This window comes from Streptomyces sp. DF42, assembly GCF_058267695.1.
The window spans coordinates 8,487,388-8,505,248 of the sequence record NZ_CM177859.1 but is presented as its reverse complement, the minus strand read 5'-3'; the positions used below and the strand labels follow the sequence as shown (position 1 = coordinate 8,505,248).

At 72.0% G+C, this 17,861-nt stretch carries 15 protein-coding genes and 1 pseudogene; 3 read left to right on the top strand and 13 right to left on the bottom strand.

Features of this window, described 5'->3' with window-relative positions:
• Positions 1 to 12: 12 nt before the first annotated feature.
• Positions 13 to 522 (bottom strand): phage holin family protein, encoded by a 510-nt coding sequence (locus ACYUED_RS39090; protein WP_491289149.1) that lies wholly within the window; start codon positions 520 to 522, stop codon positions 13 to 15.
• Between the two features lie 291 nt (positions 523 to 813).
• Here ACYUED_RS39090 and ACYUED_RS39085 point away from each other — a divergent pair, with 291 nt between their 5' ends.
• Positions 814 to 1,161, top strand: coding sequence for a VOC family protein (locus ACYUED_RS39085; RefSeq protein ID WP_491289148.1), 348 nt, complete (start codon positions 814 to 816; stop codon positions 1,159 to 1,161).
• Between the two features lie 8 nt (positions 1,162 to 1,169).
• On the opposite strand, the gene ACYUED_RS39080 is transcribed toward ACYUED_RS39085, so the two are convergent.
• Complete coding sequence (locus tag ACYUED_RS39080) at positions 1,170 to 1,349, bottom strand: hypothetical protein (protein ID WP_491289147.1); 180 nt, start codon at positions 1,347 to 1,349, stop codon at positions 1,170 to 1,172.
• A gap of 72 nt (positions 1,350 to 1,421) precedes the next feature.
• Positions 1,422 to 1,852: pseudogene (locus ACYUED_RS39075) on the bottom strand (arginase family protein); the annotation flags it as partial.
• A gap of 62 nt (positions 1,853 to 1,914) precedes the next feature.
• On the opposite strand from ACYUED_RS39075, the gene ACYUED_RS39070 reads away from it, so the two are divergent.
• A complete protein-coding gene (locus ACYUED_RS39070) occupies positions 1,915 to 2,262 on the top strand; it encodes a DUF6204 family protein (RefSeq protein ID WP_491289146.1) in 348 nt (115 codons plus the stop codon).
• Here ACYUED_RS39070 and ACYUED_RS39065 read toward each other — a convergent pair.
• The 10 genes from ACYUED_RS39065 to ACYUED_RS39020 form a co-directional block, all read right to left on the bottom strand.
• On the bottom strand, positions 2,240 to 2,797 hold the full coding sequence (locus ACYUED_RS39065; protein ID WP_491289145.1) for a GNAT family N-acetyltransferase: 558 nt from the start codon (positions 2,795 to 2,797) through the stop codon (positions 2,240 to 2,242). The two genes, ACYUED_RS39070 and ACYUED_RS39065, sit on opposite strands and share 23 nt — an antisense overlap.
• 68 nt (positions 2,798 to 2,865) lie before the next feature.
• The gene (locus tag ACYUED_RS39060; protein WP_491289144.1) at positions 2,866 to 4,641 is read right to left on the bottom strand and encodes a CocE/NonD family hydrolase; all 1,776 of its coding nucleotides are present in this window, start codon (positions 4,639 to 4,641) and stop codon (positions 2,866 to 2,868) included.
• A gap of 169 nt (positions 4,642 to 4,810) precedes the next feature.
• Positions 4,811 to 5,746 (bottom strand): S66 peptidase family protein, encoded by a 936-nt coding sequence (locus ACYUED_RS39055; RefSeq protein ID WP_491289143.1) that lies wholly within the window; start codon positions 5,744 to 5,746, stop codon positions 4,811 to 4,813.
• Positions 5,747 to 5,754: 8 nt separating this feature from the next.
• Positions 5,755 to 7,782: an LpqB family beta-propeller domain-containing protein gene (locus ACYUED_RS39050; RefSeq protein WP_491289142.1), complete on the bottom strand. Its 2,028-nt coding sequence runs from the start codon at positions 7,780 to 7,782 to the stop codon at positions 5,755 to 5,757.
• A gap of 17 nt (positions 7,783 to 7,799) precedes the next feature.
• The gene (locus ACYUED_RS39045) at positions 7,800 to 9,104 is read right to left on the bottom strand and encodes a M20/M25/M40 family metallo-hydrolase (protein WP_491289141.1); all 1,305 of its coding nucleotides are present in this window, start codon (positions 9,102 to 9,104) and stop codon (positions 7,800 to 7,802) included.
• Entirely contained in the window at positions 9,097 to 9,930 is an 834-nt protein-coding gene (locus tag ACYUED_RS39040; RefSeq protein WP_491289140.1) for a M55 family metallopeptidase, read from the bottom strand. Before ACYUED_RS39040 ends, ACYUED_RS39045 begins: the two co-directional genes overlap by 8 nt.
• Positions 9,931 to 10,089: 159 nt before the next feature.
• Positions 10,090 to 10,815, bottom strand: coding sequence for a class I SAM-dependent methyltransferase (locus tag ACYUED_RS39035; RefSeq protein WP_491289139.1), 726 nt, complete (start codon positions 10,813 to 10,815; stop codon positions 10,090 to 10,092).
• A gap of 156 nt (positions 10,816 to 10,971) precedes the next feature.
• Positions 10,972 to 13,485 (bottom strand): ATP-binding SpoIIE family protein phosphatase, encoded by a 2,514-nt coding sequence (locus tag ACYUED_RS39030; protein ID WP_491289138.1) that lies wholly within the window; start codon positions 13,483 to 13,485, stop codon positions 10,972 to 10,974.
• A gap of 153 nt (positions 13,486 to 13,638) precedes the next feature.
• A complete protein-coding gene (locus ACYUED_RS39025; RefSeq protein WP_491289137.1) occupies positions 13,639 to 16,047 on the bottom strand; it encodes an MFS transporter in 2,409 nt (802 codons plus the stop codon).
• Positions 16,048 to 16,194: 147 nt separating this feature from the next.
• Positions 16,195 to 16,638 carry an SRPBCC family protein gene (locus tag ACYUED_RS39020; protein WP_491289136.1) on the bottom strand — a complete coding sequence of 148 codons (444 nt, stop codon included), beginning with the start codon at positions 16,636 to 16,638 and terminating at the stop codon, positions 16,195 to 16,197.
• Positions 16,639 to 16,807: 169 nt separating this feature from the next.
• Between ACYUED_RS39020 and ACYUED_RS39015 the strand changes: the two genes are divergently transcribed.
• On the top strand, positions 16,808 to 17,851 hold the full coding sequence (locus ACYUED_RS39015; RefSeq protein ID WP_491289135.1) for an Rv2578c family radical SAM protein: 1,044 nt from the start codon (positions 16,808 to 16,810) through the stop codon (positions 17,849 to 17,851).
• Positions 17,852 to 17,861: the final 10 nt, after the last annotated feature.

Sequence of the window (17,861 nt, the reverse complement as noted above, 5' to 3'; positions counted from 1 at the left end):
ACGCACTCCTGATCACGCCCTGTGGTGCGGCGGCTCGGGGTCGACGCCGTCGGCGCCCGGCGCGGCGGGCACGCCGGCCGCTGCGCCCGCCTCGCCGGGTGCCACCGGCGGCTTCGGCGGAATGGGCATGCCGAGGCCGGTGGGCGGTGTGGCGGGGGCCCGGTCGCCGCTGACAGGGTCGCCCTGGCCGGCGGCGAGGCCGGCCTCGTGCGCGGCCGTGGGCCGGGATGCCGAGGGCCGGGCCGCACCACGCAGGAGGTAGGCGACGGCGCCCAGGATCGCCGCGGTGATCAGCGCGGCGGCCCAGTCGGGCAGTCCGAGGGCCAGGGCCAGTCCCACCGCGAGTGCGAGGGCCGCGCCCGCGTACAGGGCGACGGCTCCGGACGCGGCGTACAGCGTGGCCGTCCGCCGCTGCTTGCGAGTCTGTTCGCGCAGTTCGTCGCGCACGGTCTCGCGCGCCACCTGCGCCAGCTCGTCGACCAGGTGTTTGTCCAGGTGCTCCAGATGATCCAAGCCTTCCATGAGCGCCGGGTACCCTCGGTCACCGCCGAGTAACGCCATGGCCGCCACCCGGGTGCGTGGACCCGGGACCGAGGTGATCACCGGAATGGATCTCGTCACCCGGGTGCCCCAACTAGTGCCGCGTCAGTCAAGGTTTGCCCGTCAAGGAGCGGCGTCCGGTGCGTGCTCTCGGCGTGCCGGCCGGAAGTCCTCGTACTGGACGTACTTGGGCTTTCGGCCGGTGCGGCGAGAGTGCGTGCCGGGCGTCGCGACGGGGCGAACCTTGACTGACGCGGCACTAGGCTCGTCCCCATGGATATTCTGGGAGCCACGCTGCGCGTATGCGTCGACGACCTGGAGACCGCGGTCCCCTTCTACGAACGCCTCGCCGGCGGCAGAGCCCTCCGCTTCGAGCGCGGTGGCGTGCAGGTGGCCGCCGTCGGCTGCTTCCTGCTGATGAGCGGGCCCGCGCAGGAGCTGGACCTGTTGCGCAAGGTCTCCGCGACGATCGCCGTCAAGGACGTCGCGGAGGCCCACGAGGTGCTCACCGAGCTGGGCGCGCACATCCTCGCGGGTCCGGTGCCGTCACCGGCGTGCCGCACTCTGCTCGCGATGCATCCGGACGGGACGGTGTACGAGTACGTGGACCGAAACTCCTAGCCGCCCGCTCACATGTCCCGGGCGACGGTCCGTGCCGCCTTCTTCGCGGCGGGCCGCAGTTCGCGTTGCACGGCGCTCTCGGTCCGCTCGTCGAGGACGACCTTCGCGACCGACGGGCCACGCCGGTCGAGGAGTTCGCTGCGCAGATGGGTCGGCGGGTGCGTGGAGTCCTGCTGGTGCCATTCCAACGCGCTGACCCTGCACAGCCGTTCGCGTTAGGGCGGCGGTACCGACGCCAGGTGCTCGGCGGGCCTCGGCCACAGGGTCTCGTTGCCCGCCGCGCCGATCCCGTCGGAGTTGCCCGGGTGACGGAAGTCCGCGGAGGCGTCCACGGCGGCCGGCCCGTGGCGTCCGAGCCGGCGCATGGCGAGCGGGGCGCCGAGCTGGATGGAGCAGTCGCCGCCGAGGACGACGGGGAAGTCCCCCGCGCGCAGATGCCGCTGGATGCGGTCGGCGAGCCTGCGGGTGTACGAGGCGAGGGCGGCCGTGTTGAAGATTCCGTCGCCCTCTGCCGGTCACCGCGGTCGTAACGCGGCGGCACGACCACCCCGCCCTCCGGGGCCCGCAGCCGCTGCGCGATCCGCTGTTCCCGCAAGGCGCCGGCGAGCTTGTGACAGCCGGGCTCGGTACCGGGGGCGGGCGGGCGCAGACCCAGGTTGGAGGGTCCGTCGAGCACGACGAAATTCCGCATGCGGTGCGTCCTCGCCGACATACAGTCGGCCCTTCAACGGAAATCGACGCGGGAGCAGGCCGATGAGCGAGCAGCACACGTACCGGGTGATCGTCCGGGGCACGTGGGACGCGTTGAGGGACGAGGCGCGGCAGCGGCTGCTCGCCGAGGCGGCCGACCACGGCATGACGAGCATGCGGTTCACCGAGGAGGGCTCGCTGTCGTACGAGCCGGCGCCGCTCAAGCACTTCTCGATGCGGTACGTGGTGGTGTCGGACGCGGCGGACGGCGAGGAGATGGCGGGCGCGATCGCCGAGGACCGCGCGCAGGAGACGCTCCGGGCCCTCGGCTACGGCTTCCGGGACCTGAAGTCCACCGTGACGGACCTCGACACCATGAAGATCAACTTCAGGCCCGCATCTCGGCGGTGACCGCCCAGCGCTCGTGGTCCCGCCAGGCCCCGTCGATGAAGATCATGTTCGGCGAGAAGCCCTCCAGGCGGAAGCCGCAGGAGCGGGCCAGTGCGATCGAGGCGGCGTTCCGGGGCTGCACGTTGATCTCCAGCCGGTGCAGCCGCATCGGCCCGAACGCGTACCCCACCACCAGGTCCAGCCCCTCTCGCATCAGCCCGCGCCCGGCGGCGTGTGCGAAGGCGCCGTAGCCGAGCGCACCGCACTGGAAGCCGCCCTCGACGATGTTGTTGATGTTGATGAACCCGGCGATGGCCCCGTCGCCCTGCTCGCCGTCCTTCTCGCAGACCAGGAACCCGGCCTTCGCCGGGTCCTCGATCAGCCGGCTCGCGTACGCGGTGTACGCGTTCGTGGCGTCCGGCGGGAACAGCCAGGGCTGATGCAGGTCCTTGCTCTCGCGGGCGCGGGCGGTGAACTCGGCACCGTCCTCGTAGGTGAAGTGACGTATGCCCACGCGGGGGCCTTCGGCAAGGTAGCGGGATGCGGGATGCGGCATCCCGCCACCCTACGGCCGACCGGCCGCGCCGCCTCGTGAAATACGCTCCCCGGACGGCACGGCCGGCCTCATCCGCCGACCACGGGCAGCCGCAGCACGCCCGTGTCCCGGGGCGCGCTGACCACGGTCACCGGCTTGATGCCCCGGTTGCCGAGGTACGCGTCGTCGCTCGCCGCGATCACGAACCGCAGCCGGTGCCCCTTCTCGTAGCGGTGCACGATGCCCGGCAGGGTCACGGTGACGTTCTTGGTCACGTCCGGCACCCGGACCGGCGCGACCAACCGGTGCACCAGCGTCCTGGTGCCGTCGGGCGCGATGTCGTAGAGCTTGGCGAACAGGACGAGCCGGTCGGCGGCGTCGCCGGAGTTCTGGGCCCTCGCCGCCGTCGGTGAGACGACCCTGAACGTGGCCCTGGGCGCGCCGACGACGTCGGTGGTGCGGGTGAGCGGTGCGCTGGTCCAGCCGAGGTAGGTACCCGCGGTGTCGTACGGTCCCGGGTCCGGCAGCCCGGCGAGTCCGGACAGCGAGCTCTCCGAATGGCTGGTGGGGGTCAGCAGGTTGGCATACGTACGGCTGCCGCGCGCCACCTTCTTGCGGTTGTCGACGAGCTTGCCGTCGCCGGAGAGATAGAACGTCCGGCTGAGAGCGGGGAGCCGGGCGGCGGTGGCGTAGGTATGGCCCGGGTCGGCAATCCAGTCACGGTAGTAGGCGAAGGCCGGTCCGGTGTCGGCCTCCCGCTGCCCGCGGAGGTAGCGGTCGAACCAGGAGAGGATCCGTTTGCCGACGTAGCTGGACTCCAGGTTGCCCTGGTTGAGGTTGAGTTCACCGCTCGCCGGATCGGTGACGCCCCCGCTGTGCCCCCAGGACTGCCAGATCATCCTGGCGGTCGTGCCCTGGGCCCTGAGCGTCTTGTACGTCGCGGTCGCCTCGTTGAGGTTGAAGAGGCTGTCGGCCTGCCCCTGGATCAGCAGGGTGGGCGCCCTGACCCGGCTCAGGTAGGACACCGGGGAGACGCTGCGGGCGTAGGAGAGCAGCGCGGCGGTCGGTGCGGAGCGATAGCTTCCGGAGTTCAGGGTGCGAAAGGTGTCGCAGGCCTTGGTCACGAAGTGCAGACAGGTGAGGGAGTTGATCCGGGTCGGGTCGAGGTTCGGCTTCGTCAGCGGCTGCCCCTCGCCGATGAGGTAGAACCCGTTGGCCCACTGCCACTTGTAGGCGCCGGGGACGGCGGCGGAGGCGTTGTTCGGGTCGAGCGCGTAGACGAGGTCGTTCCATGTGATCAGCGGGACGAGCGCGTCGACGCGGTGGTCGACCGCAGCCGTCGCCAGCTGGATGGCCCCTCCGTACGAGCCGCCGACCATGCCGACCCGCGGGTCGCCGGCGGCGTCGAGGGTGACGAAGTCGGCTTCGGTGCCGTCGTCGGCGGCTCGCTTGCCGCCCAGGAAGTCGATCAGCCCGGAGGCGGCCCTGCCGTCCTCGCCCGGGTCGTCCAGCGAGATCAGACAGCCGGACGCGCCGAAGCCGAGCCCGGAGTAGATCAGGGAGACATAGCCGCGCTCGGCGAAGGCCTTGCCGACCGCGTCGGTCGAGCCGTCGGACTTGCTGCCGCCGAAGCCGTTCGTGGCGAGCACGGCCGGGGCCGGGTGAGCCTTGTCGACGCCCGTCGGCCGGTACAGGTCGGCATCGACCGTGCAGGTGTGGCCGCCCGCCTGGACCGTGAACTTCAGTGCCGTGACGGTGTATCGGCCGGATGCGGCGGCGGGGGCGGTGAACGCGAGAGGCACGGTGAGCGCCGCGCCCAGGGCGAGGGCGAGGGGAACTCGGGATCTGGACACGCGTCGGGACACTGAGACCTCCACACTCAGGGCAGCCCTGCTTACCGACCAGTAGGTACCGGCCGGTTGTCATGGTGTGACACGTGTCAGACGGGGTCAATCGCCCAGACGAGTGTTGTTGACGGATGATCAGTGAAACGGGCCGACGCAAGCGCTCAGCGCAGGGACTCAGCAATGCCGCTCAGCGCAGGGCCGGCTGATCGAGCGTCAGGGTGCCTGCCTCCGCGTCCAGTTCCGCGGCCACGCCGAGGGGGACGGTCGACGCGCCCGCGCAGTGCCCGAAGCCGAACTCCTCGACGACGGGGACGCCGAGCCCGGCGAGCCGGTCGACGAGAACCGGGCGCAGCTCGGCGTACGGGCCGCATTGCTCCCACGACCCGAGCACGATCCCGGCGAGGCCGTCGAGCCAGCCGCTGCGCAGCAGCTGGGTCAGCGTCCGGTCGATGCGGTACGCCCGTTCGCCGACGTCCTCGATCAGGAGCAGCCCGCCCCGGGCGCCGGCCCGGGCGTGCGGGGTCCCGAGGTCGGAGGCGAGCAGGCTCAGGCACCCGCCCAGGGTGACGCCCCGGGCCCGTCCGGCCACCAGGGCGGCGCCGCCGGATGCGATGGTGCGGACGCTCTCCGGAGCGAACAGGGTGGCCTTGAGGTGTTCCTGCGACCGGGCGTTCTTGATGAAGTCGACACCGGCGGCCGCCGGTCCGTACAGGGTGACCAGGCCCAGCCGGGTGGCGAAGGCCTGGTGCAGTGCCGTGACGTCGCTGAAGCCCACGAAGACCTTGGGCCCGGCGGCCCGCATCGCGTCCCAGTCGAGCAGATCGATCATCCGCTGTGCTCCGTACCCGCCCCGCGCGCACAGCACCGCGGCCACCGACGGGTCGCACCAGGCGCCCTGCAGATCGGCGGCCCGGTCCGCGTCCGTGCCCGCCAGGTAGCCGAACTCGCCGTGCCGGTCCAGCACATGGGGCGCCACCACGGGGTCGAGATCCCAGCCGCGCAGCACGTCGAGCCCCGCCTGCAGCCGCTCCTCGGGCACGGGTCCGCTGGGTGCCACGACGGCCACGCGGGCGCCCGGGGCAAGTCGGGACGGTCGCAGAAGGTCTCTCGCCTGCTCGCTCATTCGCTCTCTCACTTGGACAGTTCCAGTGTCGGGACGCCGTGCGGGTTGAGCCCGAAGACCTGGGCGTACAGGGAGAGTTCGGACTCCAGGACCCGGATCATGGTGTCGGCCCGCCGGAACCCGTGCCCCTCCCCCTCGAACGTGATGTACGCGTGCGGCACCCGCCTGCCCTCCATGCGCGCCAGGAATCGTTCGCACTGCGCGGGCGGACAGATCACGTCGTCCAGGCCCTGCAGCAGCAGGAAGGGCGCGGTGATCCGGTCGGCGTGCTCGGTGGGCGACCGCTCCGCGTACCGTCCGGGCACCTCGGCGAGCGGCCCGACCAGCGTCTCCAGGTACTGCGACTCGAAGTCGTGGGTCTCCCCCGCGCCCCAGCCCGCGAGGTCGAGGATGGGGTAGATGATCGTGCCGCAGGCGTAGACGTCGGTGGCGGCGAGGGACGCGGCCGCGGTCCAGCCACCCGCGCTGCCGCCGCGGATCGCGAGCCGGCCGCGGTCGGCGGTGCCCTCGTCCGCGAGCGCGAGGGCGACGGCCGCGCAGTCCTCGACGTCGACGACGCCCCACTGCTCACGTAGCCGGTTGCGGTACTCACGTCCGTGCCCGGTCGAGCCGCCGTAGTTGACCTCGACGACGCCGATGCCCCGGGACGTGAAGTAGGCGATCTCCAGGTCGAGGACGAGGGGGGCCCGGCTCGTGGGGCCACCGTGCGCCCGGACGACGTAGGGCGGCAGTTCGTCGCCCGGGGCGACACAGCCGGGGGCGTGCGGCGGGTAGACGTGCGCGTGGATGTCGCGCCCGGCCGGTCCTGTGAAGGTGCGGATCTGGGGCTCGGGGTAGTGGGCGGGGTCGACGGCGTCGTCGTGCTCGGCGCCGATCACGCGGGCCCGGCCGATGAGGGCGCCCCCGTGCGAGGTCGTTCGAGCGTGGGGGAGGGTCCCCAGCTCCACCACCTCGTACGCGCTGCGCGGGCTGGCTCCGACGGCGACGACCCTCCCCCACCCTTCGGGCGGGGGGACCCCCATCTCGCTTCGCTCGCCGTGCACCGCGAGCGTGGACGCGAACTCGGTCCAGGGGCCGGCCGCGTCGACGACCTCGCCGGTCTCGGGGTCCAGTATCCCGAGCGCGGTGGCGCCGCGGCCGTGCACTACGGCGATCAGTCCGCTGTCCAGCGGGGCGAACCAGCGTTGGCCGAGCTTCCACAACGGGCCGCCGAACTCCTCCTCGCGCGGACAGAGCGGGGCGCCGTCGCGGTAGAGGTTCCACCAGCCGGTGCGGTCGCTCGTGTGCAGGAGGGAGCCGTCGGGTGCCCAGTCCGCCTGGGCGATCGATTCGTCCGGTCCCCCGGCGACCGCCCGCGCGTGCCGGAAGGTGCCGTCGTCACCGACGTCGGCGACGATCAGCTCCGTGCCGTCCCACGGCATGCGGGGATGGTCCCAGGCCAGCCAGGCCGCGCGCCGCCCGTCGGGCGAGAGGCGGGCGCCGGTGACGAACCGGTGCCGGTCGCCGGTGAGTTCGCGCACGGCGTCGCGGTCCTGGGTCGCCGAGCCGTCCAGCGGCACCGCGGCCAGGACCCGGCGCACATCCGTGGGGCCGTCGCCGGTGAACTCCTCCAGCACACACCACACTTCACCGCGCTCGGGGTGCAACTGCGGCTCCGCCCAGCGCAGTCCGCCGCCCACGAGGGATACGGGTGTGAGGGGACGCGGGTCGCTTCCGGGCTCGTACCGGTAGAGCCGCTGGTCGTCGAAGTTCACGAACACCACGAGCGGCCGGCCGTCCCGCGCGATGCCGGCCCAGGGCTGTCCGCCGTACTCGATGACGCTGCTGCGGACATTCCACGGGGCGGGCAGCACCGGCTCCTCCTCGCCGTCGGCGCGCCGCCGCACCAGGGTGCGGCGGCCGCCCTCGGCGGGCCGTGGCTCGGTCCACCACGCCTCGTCGCCGACGAAGCCGACGTACTCGGGGTGCCCGTCGTGCGCGGCGGCAAGCGCCGCGTCGATGGGCGAGGGCCAGGAACCGTACGGCAGGGTCTGCACGTTCTCCCCCAACTCGCCTAGGCCGTCCGCAGGAACCGGTCGAGTACCCGCACGCCGAAATGCAGTGCCTCGACCGGGACGCGCTCGTCGACCCCGTGGTACATGGCCTGGTAGTCGTACCCCTCCGGGAGCTTCAGCGGTGTGAACCCGTACCCGGTGATGCCGAGCCGGGAGAACTGCTTGGCGTCCGTACCACCCGTCATGCTGTACGGCACCACGTGTCCCTCGGGCGCGAACTCCTCGACGGCGGCACGCATCTTCGCGTACGTCGGCGAGTCGAGCGGCGCCTGGAGGGCGTCCGAGCGGTGCTGGAACTCCCAGTCCACGTCGGGGCCGGTGAGCCGGTCGAGGGTCGTACGGAACTCGTCCTCGCCGCCCGGCAGATGCCGCCCGTCGACATACGCGACGGCCTCACCCGGAATCACGTTGACCTTGTAACCGGCCTCCAGCATGGTCGGGTTGGCGCTGTTGCGGACGGTCGCCTCGACCAGCTTCGCGGACGGGCCGAGCTTCTCCAGCAGCCCGTCCACGTCGTCCAGGGTGGTCTCGATGCCGTAGAGCGCGGCGAGTTCGGTCAGTGCGGCCCGCACGGTCGGGGTCAGTCTGAGCGGCCATTCGTACTCGCCGATGCGGGTGACGGCGGCGGCGAGGCGGGTGACCGCGTTCTCCCCGTTCACCTTGGAGCCATGGCCGGCCCGTCCGCGCGCGGTGAGCTTCATCCAGCCCGTGCCGCGCTCACCGGCCGCGATCGGGTAGAGCTGCCGCCCGCTGCCGTCGTGGAAGGTGAACGCCCCCGACTCGCTGACGCCCTCGGTGCAGCCCTCGAAGAGTCCCGGGTGCTGGTCGGCGAGGAAGCCGGAGCCGTCCCGGGCGCTGTCCTCCTCGTCGGCGGTGAAGGCGATGACGATGTCACGTCGCGGCCTGACGCCCTCGCGCGCCCACCCGCGCACGACGGCGAGGATCATCGCGTCCATGTTCTTCATGTCGACCGCGCCGCGCCCCCACACGACCCCGTCGCGGACCTCCCCGGAGAAGGGGTGCACGCTCCAGTCCTCGGCCTGCGCGGGCACGACGTCCAGATGACCGTGGACGAGCAGCGCGTCGGCGGACGAGTCCGTGCCCCGGATGCGGGCGACGACGTTCGTACGGCCTTTGGTGCGTTCCAGAAGCGTGGGCTCCAGGCCCGCTCCGGTCAGCTGCTCGGCGGCGTACTCGGCGGCGGGCCGCTCCCGGCAGTCTCCGCCGCCACGGTTGGCGGTGTCGATGCGGATGAGGTCGGAGGTGAACTCGACGACCTCGTCCAACGCCTGCTGGTCAGCCATACTGCTCCTCCACGGCGGCCGAGACGATCGTCGTGACGGCCTTGAAGGCACGGATCCCCTCGTACATGGTCTCGCTGGTGTACGCCACCTTCCGCTCCCCGATCCGGCCGACGCCGGGCACGACGGTGGCGGCCAGGGCGAGATGCTCGGCGTCGAACTCGAGGGCCACGGTGAACGGCCCTTCCTGGACCGGTTGGTGACGGACCGCCAGCCGGGCGGCCTCCTTCGCCGCGGCGCGGATGTCGGACGCGGTCCTGGACGGCGTCCGGCACACGGCCGCGTACCGCGACACATGGTCCTTGACCGCGACCTTCAGCGCCTCGGGCGCGTACCCGAGGGCGTCCTCGCAGGCCACGTCGTCGCCGGTGACCAGGACGACGGGGACCCCGTACTCGGCGACGACCCGCGCGTTGAGCAGGCCCTCGCTGGCGCGTACGTCGTTCAGCCAGACCCCGGTGATGGAGTTGGCGAGATAGGTGTGGGCGAGGACGCCCTCCATGCCGGCGCCGGCGTGATAGCCGACGAAGGCGATGCCGTCCACGTCCCCGTGCTGCACGCCCTCCACCATGGAGAGGGCCTTGTGCCGCCCGGTGAGCATCTCGGTGCGCTCGTCCAGCTGCTCCAGCAGCAGGTTGCGCATGGTCCAGTGGGCTTCGTTGACGAGGACCTCGTCGGCGCCGCCGTCGAAGAATCCCAGCACGGCGGCGTTGACGTCCGAGGTGAACATCGAGCGGCACCGCTCCCACTGCGGTGTCCCGGGCAGCACGTCGGCCGGCCAGGTCACCCCCGTGGCACCCTCCATGTCGGCGCTGATCAGGATCTTCATAGAGCGTCACGTTACGCGCCGCGGGGAGAACGGGCCAGGAAGCGCAGGCGCCGGAGCGGGGCACCCGCCCGGCCGCGGGCGCCGTCACCGTGACAGCGGCCGGGGCGGCCGGGCCGAGCAGGGCGCGCCGGACCGGGCGGGGGTGGACAGCACCGGCCCTCAGCTCGTGCGCCCCGCCACCAGCCACGTCGAGGGCAGCTCGATCCGCTGTCCGTCCGGGCCGAACTCCGTGGTGGTCAACGGGAGTTCACCGCTCGCGAGGACGGTGAGGCCGGCGGCGCGCACATACTCGGGCACCGCTTCGTCGGCCACTTCACCGGGGGCGATGCCGTGCCGGAAGATCGGTGCCAGCTTGGGCGGCGGTCCCGCGGGGTTCTGCGCGAGGCCTAGCAGGACGGGTTTGGCGGCCGCGGAGAGTTCGACGAGGAAGACGCGTCCACGCTCACCCACGAGCGCGGCGATCCCGTCCACCATGGCCTGCCGGTCCTCCGGTTCGGCCTGGTGGAGGACGCCGCGCACATAGACGTTGGCGTCGCCGAGTTCGGCGTGCAGCGTCTGCGTCTCGCTCTTCTCGACGACGTCGAGCGCGCGGTACGTCGCCTGCCCGGCCCGGTCGGCCTGCCGGGCGTGGTCGAGGGCCGCGGCGGACAGATCGGCGCCGACGACCCGCCGGAAGCGGTCGGCGAGGAAGCGCGTCTGCGTGCCGTTGCCACAGCCGAGGTCCACCATCGCCAGGCCCGGGTCGGCGAGATGCGGCTCGAACAGGGCCAGGTGGATGCCGGCGGTCAGCGCCGGCTCCGCGTCCCAGAACACGGCCCCCTGTTCCTCGGGGGCCTCACGCCAGAAGCCCTCCCAGGACTCGCGGTACCGACTCGTCACGCTCATGTCCGACTCCCCAGGGTGCGACGACCTGCTGTCTCAAGTGACGGGCCAGTACGGTCTATCGCGGCCTGGTCACGGCTACAAGCGCGTCGCGCATTCCTTCACTCCGCATTCGACAGGGCCGCGCCCCCGCGCGGCTCTCACTCCCCTGCCGTGCCCTCAGCGCCGCGGCGGCAGAGTCAGTTCGAACCAGACGGTCTTGCCCGCCTTCGTGCGGCTGGTGCCCCACTCCCGGGCGAGGGTACTGACCACGCGCAACCCGCGCCCGAACTCGTCTCCCGGACCGGCGCTGCACAGGGTCGGCAGGTCGTGGTCGTCGTCGTCCACCTCGCACAGCAGGGTGTCGCCTCGCACGAGCCGCAGGTCGACGGGCCGGCTGTGGGAGTGCCGTACGGCGTTGGTGACGAGTTCGCTGACCAACAGCTCGGCGGGGTGGGCGAGTTTCGCGAGCCCCCAGTCATGGAGCTGTTCGCGGACGACGGCACGCGCGCGGCCGACCTCGATCGGGTCGAGGGCGAAGCGCCACTCGGCGACGTCGTCCACCGCGACGCCGTTGAGCCGGGCCATCAGCAGGGCCACGTCGTCCTTGCGGCCGCCCCGTGTGTTGAGGGCGCGGATGATCGAGTCGCAGGCGTCGTCCATGGACGCGGCCGGGTGGGCGGCGGACTCGCTGAGTGTCGCCAGGCCGACGCCGATGTCCTCGCCGCGCACCTCGACCAGTCCGTCGGTGCACATCACGATCCGGTCGCCGGGCTGCACGCGCACGCGTACCGCCTCGAACGGCACCCCGCCGACGCCGATCGGCGCGCCCGTCGGCAGGTCGAGCAGCTCGCTGCGGCCGTCCTGGGCACGGACCAGCACGGGCGGGATATGACCGGCGTTGGCGATGTGCAGATCGCCCATGATCGGGTCGTAGACGGCGTACAGGCATGTGGCGAGGTAGGTGTCGCCCAGGCGCTGGGCGAGGTCGTCGAGGTTGCGCAGGAGCTGGGCGGGCGGCAGGTCGAGCGCGGCCATGGTCTGTACGGCCGTCCGCAACTGGCCCATCATGGCGGCCGAGTTGAGGCCGTGGCCCATGACGTCGCCGACGACGAGGGCGGTGCGGGCGCCCGGCAGCTTCACCGAGTCGAACCAGTCGCCGCCGACGCGGCCCAGCAGGGTGCCGGGCAGATAGCGGGTGGCGATGTCGCAGCCCGCCATGCGCGGCGGGATGTGCGGCAGCATGCTGTCCTGGAGGGTCTCGGCGACGCTCTCCTGGTAGGTGTACATGCGCGCGTTGTCGAGGACGAGGCCCGCGCGGGCGGCGAGTTCGGCGCCGGTCACCCGGTCCATGTCGTTGAACTCGACGCGCTCCGGGTGGCGCAGCAGGATCATGAACCCGAGCACCACGTTGCGTGCCTTCAGGGGCACGATCAGCATGGAGCGGTTGGTGATCAGCGGCCGGATGTCGCGCTTCTCGAACTGCGAGGCGATGGCGTGGCCCATCTCCACGCTGATGCGCGGCACGAGGACGGGTTCGCCACTGGTCATGCACTGGAAGAACGGGGTGTGGGCCGGGAAGGGCATGGCCTCGCCGACCGGCACGACGTCGTCCCAGCGGCCGGGTTCGTCCGTGTGCTCCAGGGCGACCCGGTGCCACATGGTGGTCGTGTCCGGAACGCCGTCGGGGAACCCCTCACCGGCGACGACCTGTTCCCGCAGATAGGTGCCGGCGACGTCCGTGAAGCGCGGGACGACGGCCTTGCTGACCTCGACGATGGTCGCGGAGAGGTCGAGCGAGGTGCCGATCTTCCCGCTGACCTCGTTGAGGAACTCCAGGTGTTCGCGTACGGCGGCGTACTCGAGGTCCTCGGGTTCGTCGGCGAGTTCGTGCGGCACCGGCAGGCCCTCGGCCGCCGCCCGCGCGGCCCGTCGGCGACGAGCCGTGCGCTCGGCGTGGCGCGGGACACCCCAGTCGGGGGTGACGGGCACCCGGTCGTTCTGGCTGAACTCGAGGACGGGATAGCCCAGTTCGAGGACCTGGGCGACGATACGGGCGCTCTCGTCGACGCTCATGCTGGGCAGGATCTCGGGCAGCCGGCGGGCCAGCTGCTCGGCGCCGGGGAAGTCGGTGTACAGGGCGAAGCCGGGCGCGATCCGCTCGAACGCCAGGTCCGATCCGCTGCCGTCGGGTTCGTCGAGGCGGAGCCCGGCGGTGTCGGCGGCGAGCACGAGCAGCCGCTCCTGCCCCGGGCCCACCAGGGGGTACGCCCACCACAGGACGTCCACCCGGTCACTCCCCCACCCTTCGGGCGCGGGGACCCTCGTCTCGCTTCGCCCGGGGACGGTGAGGCGGGCGCGGCCCGCGGCGGGGTAGGAGAGCCTGCCGCCGAGGGAGGATTCGAGATCGGGGCCGAGTCCGTCGTACGCGGAGTACGCCCCGTAGGGGGTGATGTCCTCGTTCTCGGGCAGCGCGCCGGAGACGGGCAGCAGGTCGGCCGCCGAGCACCCGATCGCCTCGTCCTTGAGTACTCCGAACAGACGGCCCGCGCCCCTGCTCCAGTGGGAGACGAGGCCGTCGCGGTCCACCACGACCACGGCCAGCGGGATGCGGCCGGCCGCGGCGTGCTCCGCCGCCTGGCCGCTCCCAGCTCCGGGGCTGGGAGGTGCGTCCCTCTCGGTGCCACGTTCCATGGCCTGGGCCCTCTCTCCCCACGGCTCCGCAAGATCTGTGCCGCCTGTTCCACCGTACGGCTCCGGCCGTCGGTGATGTGCGGCAATGCGGGAATCGATACGGCGGGGACGACGCCTGCACGCGGGAGCGCACGCCGGGCGTGTGAGGCCCCGTCAGTCCTCGTGGCCCAGCTGCAGATCCCGCTCGGTCCGTCCGCCTCCGGCCACCTGGAGCACGGTGGCGACGGGCGGGTAGCCCGCGGCGATGACGGTGTACTCGCCGGAGGACAGGTCCACGAACCGGAACGTTCCGTCGGGTCCCGTGGTGAGCGTGTCCACGACGTTGCCCGCCGCGTCGAGCAGCGTCACGCGCGCGTCCTCGACGGGCCTGCCCCCGCCGGCCCGCACGGTGCCGCGCAGCACGGCGCCGCCCGCGAGTTCGACGTCCTGACGGGTCTCACGGGAGGCCTGGACGGTGACGGGGAGCGCGGCCGGGCGAAACGCCGGGGCGCCGGCCGCGAGCGTGTACTCGCCGGCCACCAGCTCGGTGATGACGTAGCCGCCCTCGCGTCCGCTGCGGGTGGTGGCCATGACCTCGCCGTGCGCGTTGGTGAGGGTGACGATGGCGTCCCGTACGGGAGTGGCGTCGGCGGTGAGCACGCGGCCGGCGAGGCGTCCGGCGCCGCCGAGGACGACGTCCAGCTCGACGGGGCGCTCGCCGACGGTGACGGAGACGGCCTGCGGCTGGTGGCCGGCCGCGGCGGCGATGAGGACGTACGAGCCCGAGCCGGGCGTGGACAGCGCGTACCGCCCGTCCTCGCCGCTCGCGCCCCGCCCGATCTGCTGTCCGGCCACGTCGATGAGCGTGAGCGCCGCGCGGGGGACGACGGTCCCGTCGGGGTGCTGCACGGTGCCGCAGACGGGGATTCCGGCGGCGTAGGACGAACGGGCCTGTGGGATGGGGGTGTTCACGGGAGCGGACTCCGTTTCGGCGGCACTGTGGGACACCAGTGGTTTCTCCTTGAGGAAGCAGGCGATGAACAGGCCGACGGCGAGCACCGGGACGAGGTAGAGGAAGATCCGGGGCATCGCGTCGGCGTAGGCCCGGATGTAGTCGTCGCGCAGGGGCGCGGGCAGCGCGTGGACGAGCTGCGGGGTGATCGACTCCGGGTCGGGCAGCTGTGCACCCGCGCGCGCGGGGAGCCGTTTCGCGAGGGCGTCGGTGAGCCGGTCGGCGAAGAGGGTCCCGAAGATCGCGGCGCCGACGCTTCCTCCGATCTGCCGGAAGTAGTTGTTCGCGCTCGTCGCAGTGCCGAGGTCGGCGGGGCGGACGGAGTTCTGCACGGCGAGGACCAGGACCGGCATCACCATGCCGATGCCGGCGCCGAGGACGGCCATCCAGATGCTGTACTGCAGCCGGGGCGTGTCGACCTGGAGGCGGGACAGCAGCCCCATGCCGAGGACGGAGACGGCGCTGCCGAGGACCGGATAGAGCTTGTAGCGCCCGGTGTGGCTGATGAGCTGTCCCGAGACGATCGAGGCGCCGACGATCCCGCCCATCATGGGCAGCATCAGCAGCCCCGACTCGGTGGCGGAGGCCCCGTCGACCATCTGCAGGAAGGTCGGCAGATAGCTGGCGGCCCCGAACAGTGCGACTCCGATCACCAGCCCCACCAGGCCGGTGATGGTGAAGACGGAGTCCCTGAACAGCCTGAGCGGGATGAGGGGTTCGGCGGCGAAGCGCTCGGCGACGACGAAGAGGACGGTGGCGGCCGCGGCGCCCGCGCCGAGGCAGAGGATCGTCCGCGAGCCCCACGCGTACTCGGTGCCGCCCCAACTGGTCAGCAGGACGAGGCAGGTCGAGGCGGCGGCGAGCAGCAGGGCACCCAGGACGTCGAACCGCGGCTTGCCCTTCGGCTTCGGGAGCTTCAGCACGACGGTGACGACGGCCAGGGTGAGCAGGCCGAAGGGGACGTTGAAGTAGAAGCACCAGCGCCAGGAGAGGTGGTCCGTGAAGTAGCCGCCCAACAGGGGTCCGGCGACGGACGCGAGGCCGAACGCGGCCCCGATCAGCCCCATGAAGCGACCCCGCTGCCGGGGCGGCACGATGTCGGCGATGATCGCCTGCACGCCGATCATGAGGCCGCCCGCGCCGACGCCCTGGACCGCGCGGAAGGCGATCAGCTGGTCCATGCTCCGCGCCCGGCCCGCGAGCGCGGCGCCGATCACGAAGACGACGATGGCGAACTGGAAGACGCCCTTGCGGCCGAGCAGGTCGCCGAGCTTGCCGTAGACCGGGAGTCCGACGGTGGCCGTCAGCAGGTAGGCGGTGATCGCCCAGGACATCCTGTCCAGGCCGTGCAGCTCGCCGACGATCTTCGGGAGCGCGGTGGCGACGATCATCTGCTCCAGGGCGGCGAGCAGCAGCGCCAGCATCAGCCCGAGGAAGACCAACCGCACCCGGCGCGGGCTCAGTTCGGCCGGCCCGGCCGAAGCGGCGGCGGGGGACGGCGGGGGCGCCACGGCCGGTTCGTCCCGCAGTTCACCCTGCAGTTCGCCCTGCGTCAGAGTGGTCCCGCCCACGTATCGCTCCCCTCGTCGCGCTGCCACACAATTCCCGCTTAAGGCGACAACCACGGGCAAGCGCGACGAGTTACGGCAGACCTGCGCGGCGAACGGAGATCCACTCGAACCGGTGAGGGGGGTCAACAGCCCCCGCGCACCGGGGACTTACTTCTCGACCTCGGTGGCGAGCCTGGCCAGTACGGCGTCGTAGATCCGGCCGAGCCCCTTGGGCGCGAACGTCTTCTCGAAGAAGCCGCCGACGCCGCCCGCGCCGTTCCAGACGGTGGTCACGACGACGCGGGACCTGCCCTCGCCGGCCGGGGTGACCCGCCAGGTGGTGACCATCGAGGAGTTGCGGTCCTTCTCGACGAGCTCACCGTCGGTGGGCTCGCCGACCTCCAGGAGGCAGTCGCGGACCCGCTTGCTGGTGGCCTGGAGCTTCCAGTGGACGAGGGTGCCCTCGCCGTCGCCGCCCTCGCGCACCTCGTACTCGCTGAACTGCTCGGGCAGCAGCTTCGCGCGCGTGCCGCTGTAGTCGGCGAGGGCGTCGAACACCTTCTCCGCGTCTGCCGCGACGACCCGCTCGGTAGTGGCCTCGACCTGCGCCATTGGGTTCCTCCAGGACTTGCGTTCTCGGGGTTGGGGCAAGCCAACCACCCCCGCCCACGGCCACCCAAATCGGGGTGGCCCCCAGCGCGGCGAAGCGATCGGAAACGGCACTTGCACAGGTATTCGAACAAGTGTTTCACTCTGGGGGCAGGGCTACCGAGGAGGCGTCATGCGCTGGGAGAACCTGACACTGGAGTCCGGCGGCCACAGCCGGGCGGCCGACGCCGCACTGTTCGGCGCGGACGCCGTGGTCAGCCGTACCTTCGACACGCCCGAATTCCGCGGGATCACCTTCCACGAGGTGCGGGCCCGCTCCATCATCAACCGGGTGCCGGGCGCCTCGCGCATGCCCTTCGAGTGGACGGTCAACCCGTATCGGGGCTGCTCGCACGCGTGCGTGTACTGCTTCGCCCGCAAGACGCACACCTACCTGGACCTCGACGCGGGGATCGACTTCGACTCGCAGATCGTGGTCAAGGTCAACGCCCCGGAGCTGCTGAGCCGCCAGCTCGGCTCGCGCCGCTGGCAGGGCGAGCACATCGCGATGGGCACGAACGTCGACTGCTACCAGCGCGCCGAGGGCCGCTACCGCCTGATGCCGGGCATCCTGGCCGCGCTGCGCGACCACGCGAACCCCTTCTCGATCCTGACGAAGGGCACGCTGATCCTTCGCGACCTCGACCTTCTGGTGCAGTCGGCGCAGGTGACCGACGTCGGCATCTCCGTGTCGGTCGGCTTCACCGACCCCGAGCTGTGGCGCACGGTGGAACCGGGCACTCCCGCCCCCGCGCGCCGCCTGGACGTCGTCCGCACACTCGCCGAGCACGGCATCGGGTGCGGGGTCCTGATGGCCCCGGTGATCCCGTTCCTCAGCGACCAGCCCACCCAACTGCGCGCCACCGTACGGGCCATCGCGGCCGCCGGAGCCACCTCCGTCACCCCGCTGGTGCTGCACCTGCGCCCCGGCGCCCGCGAGTGGTTCATGGCCTGGCTGGCCCACCACCACCCGCACCTGGTGCGCCGCTACGAGCGGCTGTACGCGGACGGCGCCTACGCCCCGAAGTGGTACCAGCGCCGGATCACCCGTCAGGTCCACGACCTGGCCCAGGAGTACGGGATCGGCCCCACGCGCGCAGGGATGCCACGCCGGCTCGGGCCGCCGGAGCCGCCCGAGCGGCCGACGCCCAAATCAACCCAACTTTCGCTGATTTGAGAGCATACGA